Source organism: Niabella sp. ZPM-14, from assembly GCF_055693045.2.
The window spans coordinates 259,783-279,807 of record NZ_CM181148.1 but is presented as its reverse complement, the minus strand read 5'-3'; the positions used below and the strand labels follow the sequence as shown (position 1 = coordinate 279,807).

At 49.7% G+C, this 20,025-nt stretch carries 16 protein-coding genes; 8 read left to right on the top strand and 8 right to left on the bottom strand.

Annotated elements, in window-relative coordinates:
- Nucleotides 1-458: 458 nt before the first annotated feature.
- From ACU37H_RS01095 to ACU37H_RS01080, 4 genes are all read left to right on the top strand, one after another.
- On the top strand, nucleotides 459-1,448 hold the full coding sequence (locus tag ACU37H_RS01095; RefSeq protein ID WP_472702509.1) for a glycosyltransferase: 990 nt from the start codon (nucleotides 459-461) through the stop codon (nucleotides 1,446-1,448).
- Nucleotides 1,449-1,537: 89 nt separating this feature from the next.
- On the top strand, nucleotides 1,538-2,842 hold the full coding sequence (locus tag ACU37H_RS01090) for a glycosyltransferase (RefSeq protein ID WP_472702508.1): 1,305 nt from the start codon (nucleotides 1,538-1,540) through the stop codon (nucleotides 2,840-2,842).
- A gap of 2 nt (nucleotides 2,843-2,844) precedes the next feature.
- Nucleotides 2,845-3,414, top strand: coding sequence for a D-glycero-alpha-D-manno-heptose-1,7-bisphosphate 7-phosphatase (locus tag ACU37H_RS01085; RefSeq protein WP_472702507.1), 570 nt, complete (start codon nucleotides 2,845-2,847; stop codon nucleotides 3,412-3,414).
- On the top strand, nucleotides 3,401-4,501 hold the full coding sequence (locus tag ACU37H_RS01080) for a glycosyltransferase family 9 protein (RefSeq protein WP_472702506.1): 1,101 nt from the start codon (nucleotides 3,401-3,403) through the stop codon (nucleotides 4,499-4,501). The genes ACU37H_RS01085 and ACU37H_RS01080 overlap by 14 nt, the downstream gene beginning before the upstream one ends.
- On the opposite strand, the gene ACU37H_RS01075 is transcribed toward ACU37H_RS01080, so the two are convergent.
- The 3 genes from ACU37H_RS01075 to ACU37H_RS01065 are packed head-to-tail and all read right to left on the bottom strand — an operon-like array spanning nucleotide 4,462 to nucleotide 8,176.
- Nucleotides 4,462-5,418, bottom strand: a complete 957-nt coding sequence (locus ACU37H_RS01075; RefSeq protein WP_472702505.1) for a glycosyltransferase family 9 protein — start codon at nucleotides 5,416-5,418, stop codon at nucleotides 4,462-4,464. The two genes, ACU37H_RS01080 and ACU37H_RS01075, sit on opposite strands and share 40 nt — an antisense overlap.
- Before the next feature lie 4 nt (nucleotides 5,419-5,422).
- Nucleotides 5,423-6,409: a glycosyltransferase family 2 protein gene (locus ACU37H_RS01070; protein WP_472702504.1), complete on the bottom strand. Its 987-nt coding sequence runs from the start codon at nucleotides 6,407-6,409 to the stop codon at nucleotides 5,423-5,425.
- 51 nt (nucleotides 6,410-6,460) lie between these two features.
- Nucleotides 6,461-8,176 carry a carbamoyltransferase family protein gene (locus ACU37H_RS01065; RefSeq protein ID WP_472702503.1) on the bottom strand — a complete coding sequence of 572 codons (1,716 nt, stop codon included), beginning with the start codon at nucleotides 8,174-8,176 and terminating at the stop codon, nucleotides 6,461-6,463.
- Nucleotides 8,177-8,761: 585 nt separating this feature from the next.
- On the opposite strand from ACU37H_RS01065, the gene ACU37H_RS01060 reads away from it, so the two are divergent.
- From ACU37H_RS01060 to ACU37H_RS01050, 3 genes are all read left to right on the top strand, one after another.
- Entirely contained in the window at nucleotides 8,762-9,622 is an 861-nt protein-coding gene (locus ACU37H_RS01060) for an SDR family oxidoreductase (RefSeq protein WP_472702502.1), read from the top strand.
- Nucleotides 9,623-9,862: 240 nt separating this feature from the next.
- Nucleotides 9,863-10,213 (top strand): response regulator transcription factor, encoded by a 351-nt coding sequence (locus tag ACU37H_RS01055; RefSeq protein WP_472702501.1) that lies wholly within the window; start codon nucleotides 9,863-9,865, stop codon nucleotides 10,211-10,213.
- Nucleotides 10,214-10,592: 379 nt separating this feature from the next.
- On the top strand, nucleotides 10,593-13,892 hold the full coding sequence (locus ACU37H_RS01050) for a PAS domain S-box protein (protein ID WP_472702500.1): 3,300 nt from the start codon (nucleotides 10,593-10,595) through the stop codon (nucleotides 13,890-13,892).
- Here ACU37H_RS01050 and ACU37H_RS01045 read toward each other — a convergent pair.
- Nucleotides 13,833-14,207 (bottom strand): hypothetical protein, encoded by a 375-nt coding sequence (locus tag ACU37H_RS01045; protein ID WP_472702499.1) that lies wholly within the window; start codon nucleotides 14,205-14,207, stop codon nucleotides 13,833-13,835. The genes ACU37H_RS01050 and ACU37H_RS01045 overlap by 60 nt on opposite strands.
- A gap of 442 nt (nucleotides 14,208-14,649) precedes the next feature.
- Between ACU37H_RS01045 and ACU37H_RS01040 the strand changes: the two genes are divergently transcribed.
- Nucleotides 14,650-15,660, top strand: coding sequence for an SDR family NAD(P)-dependent oxidoreductase (locus ACU37H_RS01040; protein ID WP_472702498.1), 1,011 nt, complete (start codon nucleotides 14,650-14,652; stop codon nucleotides 15,658-15,660).
- A 6-nt stretch (nucleotides 15,661-15,666) separates the two neighbouring features.
- On the opposite strand, the gene ACU37H_RS01035 is transcribed toward ACU37H_RS01040, so the two are convergent.
- The 4 genes from ACU37H_RS01035 to ACU37H_RS01020 form a co-directional block, all read right to left on the bottom strand.
- Nucleotides 15,667-16,911 (bottom strand): glycoside hydrolase family 1 protein, encoded by a 1,245-nt coding sequence (locus tag ACU37H_RS01035; protein ID WP_472702497.1) that lies wholly within the window; start codon nucleotides 16,909-16,911, stop codon nucleotides 15,667-15,669.
- Entirely contained in the window at nucleotides 16,904-18,094 is a 1,191-nt protein-coding gene (gene glf, locus ACU37H_RS01030) for a UDP-galactopyranose mutase (RefSeq protein WP_472702496.1), read from the bottom strand. Before glf ends, ACU37H_RS01035 begins: the two co-directional genes overlap by 8 nt.
- Nucleotides 18,087-19,208: a glycosyltransferase gene (locus ACU37H_RS01025; protein WP_472702495.1), complete on the bottom strand. Its 1,122-nt coding sequence runs from the start codon at nucleotides 19,206-19,208 to the stop codon at nucleotides 18,087-18,089. The genes glf and ACU37H_RS01025 overlap by 8 nt, the downstream gene beginning before the upstream one ends.
- A 157-nt stretch (nucleotides 19,209-19,365) precedes the next feature.
- A complete protein-coding gene (locus tag ACU37H_RS01020) occupies nucleotides 19,366-20,001 on the bottom strand; it encodes a DUF2243 domain-containing protein (protein WP_472702494.1) in 636 nt (211 codons plus the stop codon).
- Nucleotides 20,002-20,025 lie beyond the last annotated feature (24 nt).

Here is a 20,025-nt window from a genome sequence, read left to right as displayed (position 1 = left end):
GCACTTTCCCGATAGGCGGTAGCCATTGAACGGTGATGGGCATTTGTTTTAAATGAAAACGGCTAGTAGAAACTAGCCGTTTTTTCGAAAACTATGCTGTAGAACTAATTGACATTAATACTGCTGTGGCTCACCCTCCGACGCTTTACCTTGCTTCCGTTCACGTTACCCCGCATCGTGCTTTCTCATCATTTTCAAGAGTTATGCCGAAACAAAACGGTCCCTCACTACTTTTAGTAAGTGTGACCACAAAAGACCCGGTTTCCCTATTAAACATAGCTTTATAAGCGATAAGATTGTGTTTTTCCGCAGAGAGACGATGTTGAACGGATCAACGGGAGCCCTGTATCCGTAGAAAAAAAGTACCATAGTTGGGCAAATTCGACTACAATAAACGCGTTCAAACTATGCGTTGAAGCGCTTTAAAGACATGGCTTCATCTTTGAAGCCCCTCTTACATGAATTTGCAGAACCACAGAAGGATCAAAATCTTTACCTGGCACGTGCATGGAAGCTACCTGTATTATCTTTCTCTCGGCCCTTTAGAAATCTATATCCCGGTAAAAGAGGAGCGCTCTGAAGGCTATTATGGTCGTGGTGAAACCTTTCCTTTCCGGGACAATGTCATCGAAGTAGACGCAGACAGTGTGAAAGATCTGGACTTTGATGTCATCTTATACCAGTCATTTAAAAATTATCAGCAGGATCAGTTTGAGGTGTTGTCTTCACGACAGCGCACCTTGCCCCGCATCTACCTGGAACATAACACGCCGCATCTCGGAGCGGCTACCACACCTCATTACGTGAACGACCCGCAAATATTGCTTGTGCATGTCACGCAATATAACCGCCTCATGTGGGATAATCATGCTACACCCACCATGGTGATACCCCATGGCGTTCCCGAAACCAGTATTCCTTATACAGGGGAACTGGCTAAAGGCTTTGTGGCGATCAATCACCTTCCGTCGCGCGGACGCGTGTTGGGGTGGGATGTGTTTCGCCAGGTGACCCGGTCCGTGCCGATCGATCTGGCAGGAATGGGCAATGAGGGCCATGGCATAGGCGAAGTATTGCATCCCCGGCTTCCGGAAGTGCGCAACCGGTATCGGTTCCTGTTTCATCCCGTGCGCCACACCAGCCTCGCGCTTGCGGTGTGCGAAGCCATGATGGCCGGCATGCCCGTTGTCGGGCTGGCAACCACCGAGCTGGTGATGGCGATCGAAAACGGACGCAACGGGTTTATCAGCACCGACATAGACGCATTGATCACACATATGCAACAGTTGCTGGAAGATCGCCGGTATGCCGCGCAAATAGGCCGTTCCGCCCGGGAAACGGCCAGCAGCCTGTGGAACATGGACCAGTTTGTCCGTAATTGGGAACAGGCGTTCGAGCATTGTCGCAGCATCAACAATAAATATGAAGCAGCACTGCTGAATCATTAATTCCCGATAAATACTTATCGCTGGCTCATGAATGACCGGGCGCCTCAGGGCTCAAGTGACCTTAAAAAACAACATAAAAAAATCAACACATGAAAAAAAGAGTAGCTTTTATTAGTGACCACGCTTCACCTCTGGCATCGTTGGGACAGGTGGATTGTGGCGGGCAGAATGTGTATGTAAAAGAATTAATAAAAGAACTGGCCAGGTCAGGATGGGAGGTAGATGTATACACCCGCTGGGACGATCCGTCTATGCCATTTACCTTGCGGATGGGTGAGCATATCCGTTTGATCCATATGCCTGCAGGCCCCAAAAAATACGTGCCCAAGGAGCAACTGTTGCCCTTTATGGACGAGTTTGCCAATAACATGATCAGCTATGTAACGGAAAAAAATATTGAGTATGACATCGTACACGCCAACTTTTTCATGAGTGGCCATGTCGCCACGAAGCTGAAGTCTGCACTTGGTATTCCTTTCGTGATCACCTTCCATGCGTTGGGGAAGATTCGCCAATTGCACCAGGGCGCCAGCGATGGTTTTCCGAAAGAGCGGATCGCCATTGAACAGCAAATAGTCGATGAGGCCGACGCCATTATTGCGGAATGCCCTCAGGATGAAAAAGACCTGGTGGCGCATTATTCAGCGCCCCGGCATAAGATCACCATTGTTCCCTGCGGCGTAGACACCCGTAGCTTTTTTAATGCGGGGAAAGCTGCGAGCCGCGAACGTTTAAACATTTCGGTCAACGATTTCGTGATATTGCAACTCGGACGGATCGTGCCGAGGAAGGGGATCGAGAACGTCATTCGTGCCGTAAAGATCGCCGCCGCCACCGGGCTTAGATGCCACCTCGTTGTGGTTGGCGGGGAGAAAGATAGTAATCCTGAATTGCGCCGTCTTCAGCAGCTCTGCCGCAATCATCATTTCAGCAGTTCGGTAACCTTCACAGGATTGAAGAGCCAGAACGAGCTCCGGTATTATTACTCAGCTGCCGACGTTTTTGTCACCACACCCTGGTACGAACCTTTCGGCATCACGCCCCTGGAAGCTATGGCTTGTGAAACCGCCGTGATCGGTGCTCGTGTAGGCGGCATTCAATACAGCGTTAAAGAAAAAGAAACCGGCTTGCTGGTACCTCCCGAAGATCCCGAAGCTTTAGCCGCGGCCATATTACGACTGGCCAAAGACCCTTCCACCCGCATGCGCATGGGCAAAAACGGCTTGGCCCGCGTGCGCACTTTGTTCACCTGGGATCGCGTTGCGGAACGTGTAACGGCCCTGTACGACGCCACCTGTCACAGGGAGTCCGTGCTGCAGGTGCCTGTAAGAACGATTCCCCTGGAAAAGAAAAAAGCCATTTTTTTACCCCGTCTCGGAACCAGTAGTATGTAATCATGGGAACACATCCGGCCATATTTTTAGATAAAGATGGGACGATCCTGAAAGACGTGCCCTATAATGTCGATATACAAAAGGTTGAATTCAATCACGGCGTAGCAGCGTTTGCGCAATCCATGAAACAGCTGGGTTACAAACTGATCCTCGTGTCCAACCAACCAGGTCTCGCACTGGGTTATTACCAGGAGCAGGATTTTCTGAAAGTATGCCAACACATGGATGAGTTGGGGCTATCCCTTGACGGCGTATACTATTGCCCACACCAGGCCGGTGACAGATCGCATCCGCATTGCGCCTGCAGAAAGCCACAACCTGGTCTTTTGCTCGATGCGGCCCGCGAACATGACATCGACTTGGATCAGTCCTGGATGATCGGCGATATCCTCGATGATATAGAAGCCGGCGCCAGGGCGGGTTGTCAAACGATCCTCTTTAACAGCGGTGGTGAGACGCAATGGGAACTGGGCCCTTTCAGAATACCAGACTTCGAGATAACGGATTTTGAAGAAGCGCAGGAGATCATTCTCAGCGCTGCCACGAAAACGATCAACCATGATTTGTCCTGATAAAATCAAACGCATCTTATGTATCCGGCCCGACAATATGGGTGACATTATCATGAACACGCCGGCCATCAGGGCCCTCAAGACCACCTTCAATGCGACAGTGACATTGCTGGCCTCCTCCGAAGGGGCACCCATTGCTCCGTTTATTCTCGATATAGACGAAACGATCACCGCCAATGTGCCGTGGGTGAAACATACCGGTACCGCTTGTTCTATGGAAGCTTTGGCAGCGACCTTGCGCGCCCGGCAGTTTGATATGGCAGTCATCTTCACGGTGTTCAGCCAGAACCCGCTCCCCGCGGCCCTTCTGGCGTTTATGGCAGGTATACCGGTAAGATTGGCCTATTGCAGGGAGAACCCCTATGACCTGCTGACCCACTGGCTCCCGGAAGATGAACCGTTCAGCCTCGTGCGCCACCAGGTAGAGCGTGACCTCGACCTGGTAAAGATGGTGGGCGCTCATAACCATGACCCTTCGTTAATCGTATCTTATCCCGCTGCTTCAAAAAGATCATCGCAGGAAAAATTAAAGAAAGCCGGTATATCGGCTCGTCGACCCATTTGGGTGATGCATCCTGCAACAGCCGATAAAAAAAGAAGATATGCCACAGCCGACTGGATCTCCATCGGGAAGGAAGCATTAAAAAAATGGGATATTACACTGTTGATTTCCGGCAGCAAAGCAGAGCAGGCCTACACCAATACGATTGCAGAAATGATCGATGATGACCGATGCATATCCGTAGCAGGCCATCTGGAGCTGGGCGAGTTTATCGCCTTGCTCGACGAGGCGGCGCTGCTCATCAGTGTGAACTCCGTTCCGATCCACCTCGCAGCTGCGCTACAGAAAAAAGTAGTAGTGACCTATGCCAAAACCAACCCGCAACATACGCCCTGGCGAAGCCCTGCACGCGTTCTGTACTTTGATGTTCCCGGCCGGCTCCACAGTCAAAACCGGATACTCACCGAGCTTTTACAACGCTATCAATGGGAGGGAGAGGCGGCCAGCGTGGCCAATGTAATTCAGGCTTGTGAGGAAATGATCACCTACAGAAAAAGTTCATTTGCTGCCGAAAGTACCGCCTGATAGTCATTCGTTTTCAGCCAGTCAATAGTATGGTGCAGCTCCCGATTCAAGGGTCCCCACCGGTGTGGCTCACCATCCATACTAATGATAACGCTTTTCGTACCCAATGCAGCGCTCAGATGCGAAACACCCGTGCAATTACAGATCAGGCCGGAAGACCGCCGCAGAAGAAGGGCCAGGCTGCCCAAAGTGGTTCTACCTGCAAGGTCTGTTGCCTTATTTTTTAAAACTGCGTTGATCTTTCCTGTGAGGACGGATTCCTGGCCGGTCCCCGTCAATACAATATGAAATCCGCGTTCTGCAAAGTGTGTTGCTATCCGGGAAAAATGGGTGACGGGCCATTGCCGGCTGCTATCTGCAGAACCGGGATGGATACAAATGAAGGGCGTTTCCGGTATCCCGGTGAGCGCCTCGAATTCCTCCTGATCGGCGGATGTTACAGGGAAATCGATATGATCTCCATCGTGGGGAACATTCAGGAAGTTGAGCAAAGTCAGGTGCCGGTGAATCTCGTGCAGTTGGTCAGGGTATTCGAGAAAATTTTTAGAATAGGCCGTGCCGTTTTCCTTCAGATAAAAACCAGCCAGGTACCGCGGATGGTATTGATCCAGCATTTCATTTACAATGGTGCCGTTGCCCTGCATTTGTAAAAGCAGATCGATCTTTCTGCGTCGCATATCGCCTGCAAAACGTTCGCTGAGTTCAGGCACATAGGGCTGTTCTGGCAGCCCCTGGTAACCCGGAAAGTGGATGAACTCGTCAAAATATTCATGATACCGCGCCACAAACCCTGAAGCCCAGGGTAAACCGAGCAGGGAAATATGCGCTTTTGGAAAAGATCTTCTCAATGCCCGGAAGGCCGGCACACTGCAAAGCAGGTCCCCCAGCTTCAGCGCTCTGAAAATAACGATATTCATAATCCTAATTCGGTGCTTTGATATTTTTAAACTTCAACCGGCCATACCAGTTCCAGTAGATCGACAGGAAAGGAATGATGGCGGAAGTCACGACCATTTCAGACACATGGCTCAACCGGTGACTGGTATCTGCCAGCCGCTTATAGCTCAGCCAGATCAGCATCACCAGCGAAATGCCAAGCGAAACCATACTAAACACCGGCAGTTGCAGCAGTGCAAAGATCAGCGCCGCCAGAACTCCGAAGGCGATGAAATAGTAGGTAAGGGGAATCCGGTCCCGGATATACAATTTATAATAAGAAGGATATTTTTTATAGAGCAATGCGTTATACATCGACTTCCTTTGCTCTTTGATGCAAACGCCCCATTTGGCATTGCGCACTGGATGAACCACCAGGGCGTGAGACAGGTAATGAGGCTCCATGCCGGCCGTTCTAAATGCGAACTCGAGGTCACTGTCTTCGCGCCAGGCCATTTTGTAGCGTTCGTCAAAACCATCAATAGCTTCCAATGCGGCTCTCTTACAAGCCAGGTTGGCGGTTACAAAGACATGCTCCTCCAGGCGTGCCGTAACCCGTTCGAAATCGGTAGGCCGTTCAGAGATCGGAACCATAATACGGCCATACGCCACATCACAATGCGAATGCTGAAATGCCTTAACAACATGAGTCAGCCAATCCCTGTCAGGTATACAATCATCATCCGTAAAAGCGATGATCGGGCCACGCGCCCGTTGCCAGCCTACATTACGCGCAGCCGCCGGACCCGCATGCCGGGACAGACAGGTGTAATGAAGGTTCATCAATTGCTGCTTCTGCATTGACGTGATATACTGCGACAAGGGCAGGAAAGGGCCGTCATTGACGACGATGACCTCGTACAAACGCTTATCGAGGCTTTGAACGCTGAGCGCTTCGAGGCATCGCGTTAAATAGGCCGATCTGTTATAGGTCGGAATGACAACTGAAACCAGGATGTCTGCTTCTTTCATAGCGCCGGTGTTTGAACGTGAAAAGGTAAAGTATTGAATGGGTACGAAGGTTTATAATGGTGACTTACTGATGTGATAACGGCCAATGATCAGGTCATCAAACGGGGTCGACCAGAAGCATTCTATCGCATCCCTCGGCTGGCACACGATCGGCTTACCCAATGAATTGAAGGAAGTATTGACCAGTATCGGCACGCCGGTCAGCTCATTAAACGCTGACAATACATCGTGATAATCCGCATGCTGGGCGCGGTTGATGGTTTGTATCCTTGCCGTTCCGTCTACGTGCGTAACAGCGGGGATCAGGCTCTTTTTATCGTCTTTGACCCGGAAGGTAAACAGCATGTAGGGCGAGGTCCTTGCGTTCTCAAACCATTCCGACGCATGCGCTTCCAATACCACCGGCGCCACGGGCCGGAAATCTTCCCGGTCTTTCAGGATATTCAGGCGGTTCTGCATGTTTGGATCAATGGGCGACGCCAGGATCGAGCGCGAGCCCAGGGCCCGCGGACCGTATTCCATGCGGCCCTGGAACCAGCCGATGATGCGGTTTTGGGCCAGCAGTGCGGCCGTATCCCGGGCCACGTGATCCAACTTTTTATAAGGGATCTTATTGAGCTCTAAAAACTGTTCTATTTCTGCGTCGTTAAATTCGGGACCCCAATATGCGTGGTTCATCTCAAAAGGACGGGAAGTCTCAGGTTGTTCGCGCGATGCGGTCCACATCGCGGCGCCCAGCGCTGTTCCGGCATCGCCGGCAGCGGGCTGCACCCACACGTCTTCAAATACGCCGCTGTCCCGGATATATGAGTTCAACACACAATTGAGGGCAACGCCACCGGCCATGGTCAGCTTTTTCAGACCAGTGGTTTGCCGCAACCATTTACAAAGTTCCAGCACCTTTTCCTGCAACACTTCCTGCAGCGAACGGGCTATATTAAAATGATGTTCTGTAAACGGATCGCCGTGTTGTCTCCGCGGCCCAAGGAAAGTATTCAGGTCTTTTTCATGGATCAGGTAACGGCCGTCCTCCAGGATCTCGATCATGTTTCGGAATTCAGATAGGAAAACAGGGCGGCCGAAAGAGGCCAGCGCCATCACCCGGTATTCATCCGAGGAATGAAGAAATCCCAGATGGGTAGTGATCTTTTCGTACAGAATGCCCAGCGAATGTGGCATATCCACCTGGGACAATCTTTCGATATCATTGCCTCTTCCGATGCTGTAGGAGGTTGTTGCTTTTTCTCCGCGGCCATCAATAACCAGGATCGCTGCTTCCTGGAATGGAGAAGGAAGAAAAGCGCTGGCGGCATGGGATAAATGGTGCTCTACAAATTTCCATTGCTCGCTGCGAATAATGGCGCCCTCGAAGCGCGACCGGATATGATGCGGATATCCATCCATCAGAAAGCGCGGCCCGTGATAAATGTAGGTCAGGAACAGGGCGTCCCATGAAGGCGGTGTCCCTGCCTGCCTGTTATCCGGTCCGGTCTGATCAGGCAGCGTCAGTGTCCTTGTGTCCTCCAGTAAAAGGTTCGGATCAAAAGAATAAGAGAAATCGTCTATATCCTTCAGGTGAATACCCGCTGTTTTCAAACAATAATCAATGGCATGAAATGGCAATTCATAAGTGGAAAACGGCACCGGCCGCTTACCGTGCTTGATATGGGTGAAGCGTTCTTCCTCTGCGGCCGCCACGAGCACACCGTCTTTCAATAAACAGGCAGCACTATCGTGAAACGCTGCATTAATACCAATGTTGTACATAGAAGTGATTTAGTGTCTTAGTCGAACAAATAGTTCGCCAACGCTTCCTGTTGCTTGTGGGGTCACTGAAACGGTTGCGGGATGGGAAATAAATGCGACAAACGTGGAATTTATGGCACAAGACGATTGTAATCCACTGCCGGAGCAGGTGCCTTGTTTCCTTTAAAGACCGTAGAACCTGTGAAGCATCTTTTGCCCATCAATGAAAAAGCAATTGCCCAAAGCGCGGTCTGGAAGGGGAAGAGCGTCACACCGCCGGCCTTTAAGATCGATGCAACTTCTTAATCATCAGGAAACCAGAAAAAAAATATTGATAAAATCATAAAAGGCATGACCTTGGATGGTTAGTTGTTTTCACATCTAAAACAATCAGCAGTGTTAGTCGTCCAGCCGGATGGGGAGGCAGATGAAAGCGGGTTACAACCAGCTGTGATGCTGATTGGATGGTTTAAACAAGCAGTTCATCCACAACAGGCAAAGGTTGACACAATTGGAATGGGTCAAGGAGGGGCGGACTTTTTACAGGTGTCCGCCTCTTTTCTCTTGCCGGACAAAAAATAAATTGAATCATAAAAAGTATACATTATGTCTAAAAGCCAATCAAAATTAGAAGTAAATCCACCACAGGAACAGCCGATGCCCGGAACGGAACAGGCAATGACACCGGTTCCCGAATCCACACCCGTCAAAAAAGAAAGGAAGCTGGAAGGAAAAAGAGTGCTTATCACCGGTGGGGATAGTGGTATCGGAAAAGCCGTTGCCTTACTGTTTGCCAGCGAAGGTGCCGACCTGGCGATCTGTTATTTAAATGAAGATGATGACGCGGATGCCACTAAGAGCGAGATCGAAGCAACCGGTGCGCGATGTATCCTGATACCAGCGGATATCTCCAGGGAAGAATCGTGCAAAGAAGTTATAGAGATCGTTGTCTCCAGCTTTGGCGGTTTAGATATCCTGGTCAATAATGCCGCTACGCAAACCGAGCAGCCGGACCTGGCCCATATCTCCACCGAGCAGTTGTATAAAACCTTCTCGACCAATTTCTTCTCCTGCTTCTGGATGTCTAAGTACGCAGTTGATTCGATGCAGGAAGGCGCTTGTATCATCAATACGACTTCCGTGACCGCCTACCGTGGTAGCACGACATTGATGGATTACGCGGCTACCAAGGGCGCTATTGTAGCCTTCACCAGGAGCCTGGCCGGAAACCTGGTACAGAGAAGCATCCGTGTGAACGCCGTGGCACCGGGCCCTATCTGGACACCGCTGATCGTGGGGTCTTTTGATGAAGACAAAGTGGCCAGCTTTGGCAGCGATACGCCGATGAAGCGGCCCGGTCAGCCTAACGAAGTAGCTCCGAGCTACCTGTTTCTTGCAAGCGATGATAACAGCTACATGACGGGACAGGTGCTGCATCCCAATGGTGGAGAAATCATTAATACTTAACCGGATAATAATAGTAACATGCAGCAGGTGTTCACCTAACGATGATCGATATCCGCTCCTTGTTTCAGTCAGTTCACTCCCGGAGTCTTACAAAAAGGTTAAACCCCGGTAATGTCAAAAGAAAAAACAGCAACGTTCGTGCATTTATTTTCGTCCCTGTTAAAAGAAGGCGTATCTCTTGCGGAAGTCAGGCGCCCGCAGTATTTCAATCCGTATCAAGACCCGCGTAAAAGAAACGAAATGAAACAAGTAGTAGTTGTTGAGGATGATGAAGATATCAGAGAAGTGATCCGGCTGATCCTGACGGGAAGCTTTTATCAATTAACGTTATGTGCAACGCTTGCTGATTTTGTATCAGTGATCAGTAAGCAAAAGCCCGATGTCATCGTGTTGGACATTATGCTTCCCGACGGCAGCGGTCTGGATGTGTGCCGCAATATCAAAACCGATGCAGCGATCAGTGATATTCCTGTCTTGCTGATGTCGGCTCACACACTGGATCCTGTCACTGATAGCGGAGCAGATGCCTTTATCTCAAAACCATTCAATACGCGTTCCTTCAAATCCATGGTGGAAAGCTACATTTCCTAAACGAGTTCTGTTAAAAAATATTTATTGTTCTGATCTTCGGGTGATCCAATATTTAAGATCGATTTTATATCTGATATGGTTCAATCCGTTGAATACACGGCCTAATTGCTGATCAACCCTTCCATTTATCTCGCTCATTTCAGACCCGCTAACAGCCGCACTTGGTTTGATGGCCCTCCGGTTCCCTAATAATCAGTGGTTTTAGCATCATTTTTGCCATGAATAGTCATTCACACCCGGTTACCACGGTCATTCCATAAAGGATCGACTGATTGCAAAAGCAGGCGTGACCAGGTGATTATTCTACTGGCTGATAGCACTGGTATATGCGCCCTCTATATTTCTTGTACAGGTGCTGCAGCTGACAATTATGTACTTCATGCACCTGCATAAAGCTGATGATCAACACAACGGGGTGTTCCAGGTGAACCAGACCCGACAAGCCTCTTTACTGAATGGGGCAGCCCATGGCGTACCAGTCATTGTAACGATCATTGCGCTTCCTTCTCTATGTTTCATGTATACAAGCAGCAGCAGTTTAAATCGCTGGGCTTTACCTCCGGGAAAGCTGCGGGATGTATCATTTGATCAATACCTGCGCCTCTTGCATCCTGAGGATCTATCTCGCGTGCAACAATTCTACCACAATTTTTCTTCTCTGAAAGACAACGAAGAACGAACCATTACTTACCGTTTCAAAACTATGAGCGGGCAATGGTCATTGCTGGCAGTCGCCGCCCAGGTCTTTCGCCGCGATGCGGACGGAAGCGTGGCGGAAGTATTGCTGATCATGCGCGACCGGTCTGGTGACAGCGATTGTGAGGCACATCTTGCTGAAAGCCAGGAATTGATGGAAACGGTAATCAACAACACAGCCAGCAACATCCTGTTGCTGAAAGGCGTGAAGGATGAGCATGGCCAGATTCAGGATTTTGAATTCCTGTTTGCCAGTGATCAGGCGCTCAATTTCCTGGGCAGGCGAACCCTGATGGGGCAACGGTTGAGTGAAGCATTTCCCCTTCAATTTCGTTCGGGACTGTTCCAATGTTATAAAGAAGTGATGGAATCGGACCTTGACCGCCAATTTGCGACTGATATGCTTCAGAACGGCGTCTCCGTTCAGCTGCAGATCCACGCGCGCAAGGCAGGAAATTATTTACTGACCACTTACTATGATATCACAGAGCAAAAAAAGGCAGAAGACGAAGTGCTCCGGTTGAAGGAAGAAATGGCCCGAAGAGCTACAGATAAGTACCTCGCGGTATTGAAAAATATGGATCAGGGCTTTTGTATCATCGATGTGCTGTTTGATGAACACGACGAGGCATTTGATTACAGGTTTTTAGAAACCAATGCGGTGTTCGAAAAGCAGACCGGGCTCAAAAACGCGGTAGGGAGAATGATGCGGGAGTTACAGCCAAGCCATGAAGACAGCTGGTTTCAGCTTTATGGAGAAGTAGCGAGAACCGGCAAGGCGATGCATTTTGAGAACTACGCCACGGCCCTGATGGGTGGTGCCTGGTATGATGTCATTGCTTTTCCGGCTAATGATACAAATTATAATAACCAGGTAGCGATTATTTTTAGCGATGTAACCGAACGCCGTAAAGCCGAAATAGCCATCCGTCAGAGCGATGAAAAAAAATCGTTTCTGCTGAAATTGAGCGATGCGCTACGGTCGTTGAGCCACACCCTGGAAATACAGGAAGTGGCAACGGCCATGTTAGGACAATTCCTGCAGACCGACCGGTCTTACTACACGTATATACCAGGCGATAGTAAGGAGTTTGTAATCGAACGTGATTTTGTTTTTGGCAGCACCACCGGAATGAAGGGGCGTCACGCTTTTGCAGACTTTCCGATAGTGGCACGAGCCTATGCGACGGGACAAATGATCGTAGTGAACGACATGGAGGAAGAATCATTGAAAACAGGTGAGCACCTGGAGCATTATAAGAAACTCGACATTCGTGCGCTGATCTGCGCTCCGCTGGTGAAGCAGGGCCGGACTGTCGCCAGCCTTAGCGTAGCGAAAGCCATTCCTTATCGCTGGACAATGAATGATATCTCTACCGTAGAGGAAACGGCGGAAAGAACCTGCGCCGCCATAGAACGGGCACAAGCCGAAGAGGCACTTCGCGAGAGCGAGGACCAGAACAGAGCGATTGTATCACAAACGAGTGTGGGTATTTTCCGTTCGGATCTCACAGGTAATATCACTTTTCTGAACGACAAGGCCAGGCGGCTGTTCGGGTTTCGAAAAGGTGAAGGAACGGGTGTCAACGTACTTGATATGACGGTAGCCGAATACAAAGCGGCGACCCTGAAAAAGTTTGAACGGCTGATTGAAAAGGGCGTTGCATTTGAATCTGAAAAGCGAATGATGCGGAAGGACGGCACCGAATTCTGGGCCAATGTGAGCGTGTCTGGCATTAAGGACGGGCATGATAAGATCAAGTCGATCGTGGCCGTGATCGTAGATATTACCCGGAGAAAAAATGTGGAAGAAGCACTGCAAAAAAGCGAAGCATTGCTCACCAGTGTTTTTCGCGTATCTCCGGTGGGCCTGGGATTTACGGATCGGCAAGGCCGGTTCTTGCTACTGAACGAAGAAATGAAACGTTTCTTCCCGACAGGCTTAATGCATTCCGCCGATGAACAGCAACACGACCGCTGGATCGCTTATGATGCATCAGGTAATTTGCTGGAACAAAGCGAATACCCGAGCAACCGGGCGTTGCGCGGAGAACCCGTGAATCCTTTCCAGGAAATGCAGTTCGTAGGCGATAACGGAGATAAGATCTGGACCCGTGTCGCCTCTATACCCATCAGGGATGAAAAGGATGATGTTGTCGGATCGGTATCCGTGATCACGGACATCGATAAACTGAAGCGACTGACGGAAGCCTTGCAGCTTAGTGAGCTCCAGCTGAGAGAATCGCTTAAACAAAAAGATGAGTTTATCGGCATTGCCAGTCACGAACTGAAGACGCCGATCACCAGCATGAAAGCTTATGCGGAGATTGTCCTGGAAAGCCTGGAAGAAGCCGGAGACCAGGAAAACAGTTACCTGATCAAACAATTGAATGCGCAGATCACGCGGCTCACTTCGCTGGTAAGGCATTTGCTTGATGCAACGAATATTTCGGACGGACAGTTACAGCTCTCGCTCGAACCAACAGATTTAAACGAGTTGATCATCGAAAGAGTGGAAGAGATCAGGAGGATCACCAGTCACCGGTTTGATGTGCGTATTGATGAGTTACCCGTTATCGTTGCAGACCGGGAGCGCATCGGACAGGTGATCACCAACCTGTTGTCCAACGCGATCAAGTATTCATCGATCAGATCTACCATCACGGTAAGCACGGAACTGGAGGCGTCGGGCGTCCGCGTAACCATCAGCGACCAGGGGCAGGGAATACCAGCCGGCGATCTTGAAAAAGTGTTTGACCGTTTTTTCCGGGTATCGGTAAGTGAGTCGGACGCCAGGCCGGGAATGGGCTTGGGATTGTATATCACCGCGCAGATCCTGAAGAAACATGGGGGGTATATTGCGGTCCGGTCAAAAGAAGGGCAAGGGTCCTCTTTTTACTTTGTCTTACCGACGCAGCGGGATTCATTTTTGAGGCCGGTCTCGCCGGATCCAATCAAACAACCACCAGACAGTAAACAGTAGCTGCAACAGCGCATCGGCCAGGTATACCCATCTGATCACACCCGCGAAATAATAGTAAATCTCGACAGCCGCCAGCAACAGGGAGCATGCAATTGCTATTGCAGAAACGATCCGCGGGTACGCAGAATGCTTTGCACACCATAGAAAGAGTACCCCATAAGGTATCAACAATACAGCCACCGTCTTGACCAGCCATAGATCTGTTTTATCGCCGGTAACAAGTGCAAAGCTTTCGATGTGTAACAACGGCCACACTGCTGTGGCCACATAATACAATCCCTGCAATAAAGGAATGATACGGATCGGGCGTTTCATACGCATGAGTTTAGATAGGGCATTGGATCAATTTATTGCTGTCCCACCGGTTCTTATGCGCGTCAAAAACTAAGCCATCTAACCCGCCCGATTTGTATATCAATTTTTGACAACCAATTGAAAAAAATCGGATGGACGATTTGCCTTTGCCATAACGATCTTTTAAAAAGAGCGCAAAAATCTTTTCGATAGACCAGTCTGGACCCGACACTTTTGTTTCAGAGACACACAGGCATTAAAAAGCCTTGAAATATCCGTCACTAAGGCGGTTGACTTGTAGTTGAGGCATGCTTGTTGTGAGTCATCTCATGCCGGCCCGCGTTGCCGGACCATCAGCAGATCGACGTAACCTGCAACGCCTGTCGCTCTCTGAAGCGATCTGTTCTGATAGTCAACTCTATTTATCAACGCCTCAGTCTCAATAAAGCATAAAAAGATTTACATGAAAAGCCTCATCCGGTGGACTATGATCCTGTTTTTAGGAATTGCATTCTATTCCTGCGCAACGCGACCGCTCGGCGTCTCCAAACAAAAAAAGTTATCGGGGAAAGTTTTGGTAATCACCGGAGCTTCGAGTGGTGTAGGTCGGGGTGTGGCGCTGGAAGCCGCCCGTCATCAGGTAAAGCTGGTATTAGTGGCCCGCAACCAGGCTACGTTGGAAGAAGTGAGACAGGAAGTCCTGGCCAGGGGCAGTGAAGCCATTGTTGCGGTTGCCGATGTGAGTAATGAAAAAGCGATGCAGTCAGTGCTCGACACAGCTGTAAAGACCTATGGCCATATTGATTACTGGATCAACAATGCCGGCATTGCAGTCCTGGGACGTTACTGGGAAACACCTATGGAAGATCAGCTTCGCGTGATAGACGTGAATCTAAAGGGGGTAATGCACGGCAGCTATCGGGCTTTACAGCAGTTCAAACAACAAGGTTATGGAGTGCTTATCAATATATCATCGGTGGAAGCTGAAATTCCCACCGCTTACCAGGCAGCCTACTCTATGTCCAAGGCGGGTGTGCGAACCCTTGGCAATACGCTTTATCAGGAACTGCGCTTAAGCGGCTATCGGAACATCAGGGTGGTGACCATTCTTCCTTACGCGCTGGATACGCCTCTCTGGGATCATGCAGGTGTTTATACAGGCCATGCGCCGCGCATGATCGCTATGGATCCGCCAAAGAAAGCTATTAACACGATCTTACGCGCCTGTTTCAGCCTGAAAAGAGAGCGGCATGTGGGTGGTAAAGCCAGCTTCATCGTGACCGCACACCGGATCTTCCCCCGCCTGGTCGAACGATCCGGCTCTGATATTGTTCATAAATACCAGGCGCAGATTACGCCGCCGGTACCCGACACATCAGGCAACCTCTACAAGCCGATGCCGACACCGGGCGTGGAAGGAGGCATCCGTGAGCGAATGAAAGAGGAACGCAGGCAACGCAGGGAAAACAGGTAATGTTGATCAGATAGCGAGGCTCTCTGCCGCATCGTCCTCGTTAATACCTGAAAAAGTTTCCACCGACATAGAAATCACCTGTGTCGGTTTTGGTTCCGTATCTACATTTTTCAGTGGCAATATTTTCTGACAGTCCTTTATGGCCTGAGCATACGGTTCATACAGCACGCGGGTTAGCGAAGTATCGCGAATCTCCATATCCCAGATACCTGAGCGATGCCAGAGATTAGGCAGGTTCCAGTCCGGACGATCAATCAGCGGGTAAATGCAGATGCCCCAAAACGGGATGCCGGCAGTCATTACCTTTCGACATTCTTCTGTCACCATCTCTACCCATTCCGGGCGGTCTTCTAATGGGTGGCTCGTTTCACTTAGTACAACCGGCCGTTGATACTTGTGATAAGCTGCGATGAGCAGGTCGCTCAGCGGCCGGCATCCCGCGGCACTCGTGATATTTTTCCAGGGGGCGATGGTTCTGCTGGGATGAAACCACTGGCTGTCGTAATAGTAATCAAAGCCGATCACATCCAGGTAATCCGGTGATCCGCCTAATTCCGGGCAGATCCTTCCCGACAATATATCCAGACATTGAAACTGATCCTCATTGATCGCCTGCACCTGCCGCACCCACACGGCGTCATCTGAATCAGGCACGACATGGATGATAGGTTCAACACATAAAAACCGCACGGTGGGGTCGATCGCTTTGATTGCCCTCATCCCGGCGATGTATGCTTTCATCAGGTGGTACTTCACTTCCCATCCGTGGCGGATGGTATAAGGCGAACTGGCGGCCACTTCTCCTGCCAGCCAGGAAAAGAAGCCTACTTCGTTGAGGGGTGTGATGATCAATGTGTCGTCAGGCCAGCGTGACCGGTAAAACTCCATAAAAGCTTCGCAGAGTCTTACAAACCGTTTTGGAAAATGAGGATGTAGCGGCGTCAGGTCATCCGGGAAACCGAAGTGACAAAGATCATAGATGATCTGCAAACCGTGCTGCTTAGCGGCCCGGATCATCCGCTCCACCTCATCCCAATGATAGGTGTAAGGCTGCCGTTCCACCTGGCTCCACCGGATGCCCTCCCTGATCGTACGGATATTAAAATCCTTTAGCCGCGTATAGTCTTCTTCCAGACGTTCCAGGTGTCCCGTCAACGCCAGCATATCGACCCGCTCTCCATGAATATTCAAAAGATCGCTACATTCAAAACCGCCCATCCAAAAACTCCCGAAAGGGTTGTCTCTATTCATATTTACCATTTTCAGGTACATAAGTTGCAGCAAGACCATTACCATTGCCATTGCCATTCGCAGAACCGTTACCGTTAGAAGGCAGCAGGAAGTTAAACTCCTGTATCCTCTTGAACAGTGCCAGCGATTGCGCCACAACCTGGTCCATATTGTAATATTTATAAGTGCCCAGGCGCCCGGTGAAGTAAACGTTGGGTACTGTCTCCGCAAGGTTTTTATACTTCATATATAAGGCCTGATTTTCCTTTCTCGGAACAGGGTAGTAGGGATCTCCTTCATCCACGGGGTACTCATATACGATCGTGGTCTTGTCGTGCTTCTGACCCGTCAGCTTTTTGAACTCCGTGATCCGCGTATACATATTCGATAAAGGATAATTAACAGTACCGGTAGGCTGAAACTCAGTCTGGTCCAGGGTTTCAAACTTAAAGTCAATTGACCGGTAGGGCAGCTTGCCAAACCGGTAATCAAAAAAGCAATCAATAGGACCCGTGTAGATCACTTTCTTATGTGGTATGATATCTTTGATTTGCCGGAAATCTGTATTCAACATGATATGGATGTTCGGATGCGACAGCATATTATTGAACAGGTGCGTGTATCCCCGGCGGGGCATGGCCTGGAACGTATCTGTAAAATAGCGGTCGTCCTTATTCATACGCGTCGGTACTCGCGCTGTTACAGAAGCGTCCAGTTCAGAAGGATCCAAATCCCATTGTTTTTTGGTGTACCCTTTAAAAAATTTTTCATACAATTCACGTCCAACGCTGTTCAGCACCACATCCTCTGAAGTGAGTACCGGGCTGATCTTTTCCGCGTGCTTACTCAGGAACTCCGGCATATCTGCTGCGCAAAGGTCCAGTCCATACAATTGATTAATAGTAGTAAGGTTGATCGGGATGGGCACCAGCTGGCCATCGACGCTGGCTAACACGCGGTGCTCGTAGGGACGCCACTCGGTGAATTTGCTCAGGTAAGTAAATACCTGTTTCGAATTCGTATGAAAGATATGTGGTCCGTATTTGTGAACCAGAATCCCTGCTTCATCATAGTAGTCGTAAGTGTTACCTCCGACGTGATTTCTTTGATCGATGATCAGGACTTTTTTGTCTAGTTGTGATGCCAGTCTTTCGGCCAGCACGCTTCCGGCGAATCCGCACCCGACGATGATAAAATCAAACATAAATGGTAGAGGTTTTGTATGGGGTTAAGGATTTCGAAATCTCCGCATTCATGGCCTCCCATGTCAGGTCCCAGGACTGCGTGGCAAGGAATTCATCTCTTTGCCTGTCTCTGTCTTTATTAGTAGTGTTCAGTTCCTTTTCGGCTTGCGCAATGAAATCTTCCACGCTGTGTGAAATATGCACCAGGCCCATTTTGCCATACGGATCCGCCACATCTTCGATTGCCGTAGAGATAACTGCTTTACCCGCGGCCAGGTATTCCGGCGTTTTGGTAGGGCTGATATATTTCGTTGACTCGTTTAAAGCAAAAGGTAAAATGGCGACATCCCAGCCGCTGATATAAGCGGGCAGTTCGTCATACTTCTTCATACCGAGATAATGAATATTGTCGCGTTTCGGTAACTGCTCCGGATCGATCTTAACCACCGGTCCGATCAGTACAAATTGCCAGGACGGTCTTTGTTGCGCCAGCTGACCGATCAGCTGCGTATCAAACCTTTCATCGATCACACCGAAGAAGCCAAAGCGCGGATGCGCGATCGGCGCCTGACCGGCGGGATCCGGCTGCGGCGCGCGTGCCTTGTGAAAATGCGCCCGGTCAATACTGCTGGGAAAGCAATGTACATTCGGGTGCCGGTGCTGCTTGGCACGAAAAAGGCTTCTGCCGCCTGTGAACACGATGGATGCGCGGTTCAACAGCTCTTGTTCGAGCGTCAGCAAAAGTGGCGGCGCATTTTTAAAAGCGGATAACTCATCCATGCAATCATAGATCACGAGTTCGGGATTGAAGTTTCTGGTAAACTCCAGCGCCATAGGCGTGTAGTACCAGAAAATATAAGAGTCTATATTATGTTCCTTTATCAGGCGCGTAATGTATTGCTGAAGACGGGAGGCTTCGCTCGTCGCTGCGTGTTCATCAATATGCGGTACGACTACCGTTACGTTTCCGTCGCGATAAGTCTCTATATGGTCTCTGCCACTGGTGTACAAAGGCTCTTCGACGTAAAACACATCATATACATTTGAAAATCTGCTGATCAAATGTTGAGGCCGTTGGTAGACAAAATTCCACCTGAGGTGCGAAAACACTAATAACGCTGGTTGTTGAGCCATAGTAAACGTTTGTTTTTTTAGATAGTGAGAAAGATGCATGACAGCATAGGCCCGGCCGTCACGGGTCGGAGCGGCAACATGTATACAATTGCCGTATTAGGAATTTATCAATGAAACAGAAGCAAGTAGGTCGATACGGAAGGGGTAGTGATCATCTTCAGGTTCTCTTCCGGAAAGATATATTTCCCGGAAACAAATTCGTACGGTTGACAAATTGTTGTCTGAACATAAAATGCGCATATACCATCAACAATAAACCGAATCCCAGAAAAAGCGCGTTCCAGGCGCCGGGAGAAGTACTGTTGTCCCGCACGTGATGCAGCCTGAAGATGTAGTGATTGATGAGGCCTTCCGCTACGTTAAACAATCCCCACCCACCCAAGAGCCCGGCAACCAGGGAAGTGCTTTCGCCGTTCGTCTCCTTCTCCGACATTAACGACCAAAGCAATTTTAATCCGCCGAGGATAGCCAGCCAGCAAAAGAGATGAAAGACGCCATCCCAGAACATGTTAACGCTTTTCGCGGTGAGCGAGAGGGGCTTTATCTTCACCGATACCATCTGGTGCCACTGTAATAATTCATGAAACACGATACCGTCGAAGAAGCCGCCCAGCCCCATGCCCAGCGCGATGGAAGCGGAAAAGAGCTTTATAGCATGATCCACGCGTCGATGATGAGCGTCGGCCGATGATCGGCGATGGGTAGCTATCCTGTATAATAAGTACCACACCAGCGCCAGGAATGCGAAACTGATCGCCAATAACAAACCTGTAGGGTAGGACAGGCTGTCCATGATTCCCTGGCGTACGGATTTATT